The following is a 5,410-nucleotide window of genomic DNA, read 5'->3' on the forward strand; positions in this document are numbered from 1 at the left end:
CGGAAACGGGAACGGCGGCAGCACCGGCGCCGGCACCTCCGGCAATGGAAACGGCAACAACGGCAACGGAAACGGAAATGGCGGCAGCACGGGCGCCGGCACCACCGGCAACGGGAACGGCAACAACGGAAACGGCAATGGGAATGGCGGCGGCGCTGGGGCCGGCAGCAATGGCAACGGGAACGGCGGCACCACCGGCAACGGGAAGGGCAACAATGGAAACGGCAACGGGAATGGCGGCGGCGCTGGAGCCGGCAGCAATGGCAACGGCAGCAAAAGGAATTGAGCCTTGCGCTATGTCAGGCTTCCGGCCTTTGAGATGCAGCACGCGCGGCCCCACCTGCTCGTCGCCGTCTTTGTGGCACTGACGGCCCTCACCGGCCTTCAGGTCCAGCTTCGCGACGCGATCATCGATGCGCGATTCAAGATTGCGACGCGTCCCGCGTCCGGAACGGTCGCCCTCGTCGAGATCGACCCGAAATCCATCGAGGCGATCGGCCACTGGCCCTGGCGCCGCACGCTCCACGCCGACCTGTTGAAACAACTCGGCAAGGCCGCCGTGGCCGACATCGCCTTCGACGTCGACTTCAGTTCGCCATCCACCCCCGCCGACGACGCCGCCTTCGCCGACGCGCTCAGGCAGGCGGGAGGTTCCGTCGTCCTGCCCGCCTTCCGGCAACGTTTCGATGCGCAGGCCGACGGCGCACGCCTTCACGTGAACCGCCCGCTTCCCCAATTTCTGGCGGAGTCCTGGGTGGCTCTGGTCGACATTCGTCCCGACCGGGACGGCGTCGCGCGCCACTATACCACCGGCGACCGGGTCGACGACGCATTCGTTCCGTCGATGGGGGCTCTCCTGGCCGGTCGCCAGGACGAGAGCGGACAGGCCTTCCGCATCGACTTCGGCATATCGCCGTCGTCGATACCGCGATTCTCCTACATCGACGTCCTTCGCGGCGGACCCGAAGTGCTCCAGGCCCTGCATGACCGGAAGGTCATCGTCGCCGGCACCGCCGCTGAATTGGGTGACCGCCTGAACGTGCCGAACGGCACGATCCTGCCCGGATCGGTCGTCCTGGCGCTGGCGGCCGAGTCGATCATTCAAGACCGGACCCTCCAAACGACGTCGGATCGCGTGTCGATCGCCCTCGTCGTGGGGGTGATGCTGCTGATGATGCTCGCCTGGACGCGATCACGCGCCGGTTTCCGCGTCGCCGGTCTCGCCGCTGTCGCACTCGCCGGCGAGACGACGGCCATCATCCTCCAGGCGAAGAGTTCGATCGTCCTCGACACCGCCCTTCTGCTATCGGCCTGCGTCGCCTATTTGTTCGCCGTCTTGATCGACGAGATCGGCATGCGCGGCATCTTGAGGCTCGTTGCCGAACGAAGATTTCAGCGGATCACGATGTCCCTCAGCGATGGCTTGGTTTGCGCCGACGCCGAGGGACGGATCACGCTGTGGAACCCCGCCGCTTCGGAGATCTTCGGCTACGACCAAACAAGCGCGATCGGACGACCTTTTGGCTTCCTACTGGACAGCGACGGGTTCGCGGGCGACCAGCGCTTCGATCTCACCGCGATTTCGGCCGAAAAGCTTCGCCGCAGTAGCGGCTACGTAATTGAATTGTCGGGCCGCCGTCGATCGGGCGATCGTTTCGACCTGGAATGTTCACTGTCGGCATGGGACACACCCGGCGGCGTCCAGTATGGCGCGGTCCTCCGCGACATCTCATTGCGGAAGCAGCAGCAGGAGCGCATCCGCTTCCTGGCCGAATGCGACGTGCTGACGGGGTTATCAAATCGCAATAGCCTTCTCGCCCGACTCGAGCGAGACCAGAGACATTCGACCGGTCTCCTGCTCGTGAGCATCAGGCGGTTCAACCAGATCAATCAGCTTCATGGGGCGTCCTTTGCCGATGCTCTCCTCGTCGAAGTTGCGCGACGGTTGACGACGCTCGCAGCATCGACCGATCTCATCGCTCGACTGTCGGATGGCGAATTCGCCATTCTCTCGTCCTCGGATCGAGCCGACATGCTCGGCAGCGGCATCATCGAGGATTTCCATAAGAACGCGGTTAGCGTCGGCGCGCGCAGCTATCGCGTCGCAATGGCTGTTGGGTACGCCGAAGGGATCACGGCCGAGCATCCGGAAGAGTGGCTTGGAAACGCGCAACTCGCACTGGCATCCGCTTGGTCAACGACACGTTTGGAGCCCGTTCGCTTCGCCCCGTCGATGCGTCAGGCGATCGAAGCTCGGGAAGCTCTGGAAATCGAATTGCGGCGCGCGCTCTCGCGCAACGAGTTCGAGCTCTTCTACCAACCGCAGGTTGATCTTCGATCGAGCAAGGTGATCGGTGCCGAAGCACTGATCCGCTGGCACCACCCCCAGCGCGGTTACGTCTCGCCCGGCGCGTTCATGCCCGTCGTCGCCACGACCTCGCTGGCGGAAGGTGTGTCGGCCTGGGTGATGGAGACGGCATTCCGGCAGACGGCCGCCTGGCACCGCGCGGGACACTCCGTCCGGGTCGGCATCAACCTGTCGCAATGCCAGTTCTCGGTCGGCGATCTCGTCGCCGAAGTCGAAAGGCTGCTGGTCGCCTGTCAGGTGCCGCCCGAGCTCATTGAGCTTGAGGTCACGGAAGATATTATCCTCGATAAATTCCAGCAGGCGAATGCTGTTTTTTCTGCCATTCGGGCCAAAAACATCAAAATAGCCTTCGATGATTTTGGAACGGGTTATGGAAGCCTAACGTATTTGAAAAAGTTTTCACTTGATACAATTAAAATCGATCAGACTTTTGTCAAGAATTTCATCCTGGATGCGGACGATGCGGCAATCGTCAAAGCAACCATTCAGTTGGGTCATTCGCTCGGCCTGTCGGTGATTGCCGAAGGCATTGAGGACCGTGACACGTGGTACGCTCTGCGTGATCTCGGATGCGACCAAGGTCAGGGTTACCACTTCGGCAAACCTGTATCGTCGGCCGATTTCGAGGCGAGCTTCTTGGTATCCAACGGATCGCAGGCCGCATAAGACCCGCGTTCCGGTCGAGTGTTACTCGGTTTCCACGACGGGTCGTGTCAGTTCGCACTCCGCCGCAGCAACGCATCGAGACCGCCGACGCGGTACCAGTGGTAGCCGTACCCTTCGATCAGCACGCAATGGCACCCATCCTTCCCGGCCTCGGTTCTGGCCCCGGTGAGAAGATCAACCAGCAGCGTGCCTTCCTCCCCTTTCACGCCCGTCCGGAACCGCACTTCGATAGGCTTCGAATCGAGGTTGTGCAGGCATAGAACCGAATTGTTGCGCCAGTCGTAGCGCAGACAGAGCACGGCGTTCTCGCCGGTTTCGATGACGCAGAAGTCGCCCCAGCCGATCTCGGGTGCCTCCTTGCGCTGGCGGATGACGCTCTGCATCCAGTGGAGCAGCGAGCCGCGCTCGTGACGCTGGGCGGCGACGTTCACGTGCTCGTAGCCGTAGGCGCCGCCGCTGATCGGCGGGCTCACCGGCTTCGCGCCGCGGGTGAAGCCGCCCTTGTCGCCACCGGTCCATTGCATCGGAGTTCGGGCGCAGTCGCGCTCGGGGATGGAGAGGTCGTCGCCCATGCCGATCTCGTCGCCGTAGCGCAGCACCGGCGTCCCGGGCAGCGAGAACATCAGGGCGTAGGCCAGTTCGATCCGGCGCTGGTCGCCGTCGAGCATCGGCGCGAGCCGGCGCCGGATGCCCCGGTCGTAGAGCTGCATCTCCTTGTCCGGCCCGAATTTTTCGAAGACCGTTTGCCGCTGTTTCTCGGTCAGCCGGCCGAGATCGAGCTCGTCGTGATTGCGCAGGAATATGGCCCATTGCGCCGAGGGCGGCCGGTTCCAGGTCTTCTCCAGCGCCTTCACCAGAGGCCGCACATCCGAGGCCGCGAGCGCATAGAACAGCGCTTGGTTGACCTGGAAGTTGAACATCATGTGCATGCGGTCGGCGTCTTCGCCGAAGTAGTCCATGTCCTGCTTCGGGAGGATGTTGGCCTCCGCCAGGATGATCGCGTCGCCGCTCCGCCACTGCAGGAATTCCCGGAAGTCGCGGAGCATGTCGAACTGCTCCTTGGGCGCTCCTGTCACGTCCGGACCCTTCTCGGCGATGACGAAGGGCACGGCATCCATGCGGAAGCCCGAGACGCCGAGTTCGAGCCAGAAGCCCATGATCTTCAGGATCTCGGCCTGGACGGCTGGGTTAGCGGTATTGAGATCGGGCTGGAAGTCGAAGAAGCGGTGGAAGTACCAGGCCTTGGCCGTCGCGTCGTAGGTCCAGGTCGATGTCTGGACGCCGGGAAACACCATGCCCTCGTCGTAGTTCGCGGGCCGCTTGTCGGACCAGACGTACCAGTCGCGGAAGCGCGACGTCGGGTCCGAGCGGGCCGCCTGGAACCAGGGATGCTGGTCGGAGGTGTGATTGACGACGAGGTCGATGATGACCTTGAGACCCCGCTGCTTGGCCGCATGCGTGAAGGCGACGAAGTCGCCGAGCGAGCCGTAGACCGGATCGACGCCGTAATAGTCGGTGATGTCGTAGCCGTGGTCGCGCTTCGGCGAGGGCTGAAACGGCTGAAGCCAGATCGCTGTGACGCCAAGGCCGAGCAGGTAATCGAGCCGCCGCTCCAACCCCGCAAAATCGCCGGTGCCGTCACCGTCCGCATCCATGAAGGTGCCGACCGACAGGCAGTAGAACACCGCGTTCTTGTACCAGAGGTCCCGGATCACACTCGCCTTCATGGGACCTCCCGCGTGTCGCTACGCCCGAACGGCTTCGCGAACGAGACCGTTCCGACCTGCAGCGCACGGCGGCGCGTCGCCATCACGGCGGACGCCGTCGCGCGCCTGATGCGCGGCGATCGTCGACAGCGGCTTCCGGTCGGCGATTCAGACGACGCGTTCGATCGCCTCGCTCGCGACGTCAATGCGCTTCTCGACGAGATCGAGCGCCTCATGAGCGAGGTAAGCTGCGTGGGCGACGCCATCGCGTACGACCTGTGCACGCCCCTCACGCGGCTACTTGCCCAGCTGGAGCGCAATCGCAAACAGGCGCGCGGCGTCAGTGAGTTCCGCGAAGCCGTCGATCAGGGGCTCGACTGGATCGACCGAACCCAGCCATGGTCACGGCCGTCCTGCGGATCGGCGAGATCGAACGCGGAAGCCGCTGCACCGGGTTCGCCACGCTCGATCTCGGGCTGACGCTAGCGGAAACTGCGGCGTTCTTTGAACCGATGGCGGAGGACAAGGCCGTCCGCCTCACGCTCGCCATCCCGGCGGGCGCACACTCGATACGCAGCGACCGCGACATGATCTTCGAGGCCATCTCGAACCGCGTCGCCAACGCGGTGAAAATTGCCCCGCCGGGGCGAGAGGTCTCGGTCGGCTAGCT

At 63.8% G+C, this 5,410-nt stretch carries 5 protein-coding genes; 4 read left to right on the forward strand and 1 reads right to left on the reverse strand.

The genetic code is table 11. The features are described from left to right. Together MHA02_RS21225 and MHA02_RS21230 are read left to right on the forward strand one after the other, a co-directional pair. On the forward strand, positions 1–286 hold a 286-nt coding region (locus MHA02_RS21225), incomplete at its 5' end, for a hypothetical protein (protein WP_176599793.1). A 3-nt stretch (positions 287–289) separates the two neighbouring features. Then, the gene (locus MHA02_RS21230) at positions 290–3,034 is read left to right on the forward strand and encodes an EAL domain-containing protein (protein ID WP_244612438.1); all 2,745 of its coding nucleotides are present in this window, start codon (positions 290–292) and stop codon (positions 3,032–3,034) included. A gap of 47 nt (positions 3,035–3,081) precedes the next feature. Here MHA02_RS21230 and MHA02_RS21235 read toward each other — a convergent pair whose 3' ends face one another. Continuing rightward, positions 3,082–4,749, reverse strand: a complete 1,668-nt coding sequence (locus MHA02_RS21235) for an alpha-amylase family protein (protein WP_147082505.1) — start codon at positions 4,747–4,749, stop codon at positions 3,082–3,084. Between the two features lie 120 nt (positions 4,750–4,869). On the opposite strand from MHA02_RS21235, the gene MHA02_RS22490 reads away from it, so the two are divergent. Beyond that, entirely contained in the window at positions 4,870–5,220 is a 351-nt protein-coding gene (locus MHA02_RS22490; protein ID WP_210245101.1) for a hypothetical protein, read from the forward strand. Between the two features lie 32 nt (positions 5,221–5,252). Then, on the forward strand, positions 5,253–5,408 hold the full coding sequence (locus tag MHA02_RS22495) for a hypothetical protein (RefSeq protein WP_210245102.1): 156 nt from the start codon (positions 5,253–5,255) through the stop codon (positions 5,406–5,408). Positions 5,409–5,410 lie beyond the last annotated feature (2 nt).

It is taken from the genome of Methylobacterium haplocladii (assembly GCF_007992175.1).
Lineage (GTDB): Bacteria > Pseudomonadota > Alphaproteobacteria > Rhizobiales > Beijerinckiaceae > Methylobacterium > Methylobacterium haplocladii.

What these genes read in the sequence shown, in the direction of transcription:
- MHA02_RS22495 (WP_210245102.1), top strand. Translation starts at nt 5,253, where the DNA reads ATGGCGGAGGACAAGGCCGTCCGCCTCACGCTCGCCATCCCGGCGGGC.
- MHA02_RS22490 (WP_210245101.1), top strand. Translation starts at nt 4,870, where the DNA reads ATGCGCGGCGATCGTCGACAGCGGCTTCCGGTCGGCGATTCAGACGAC.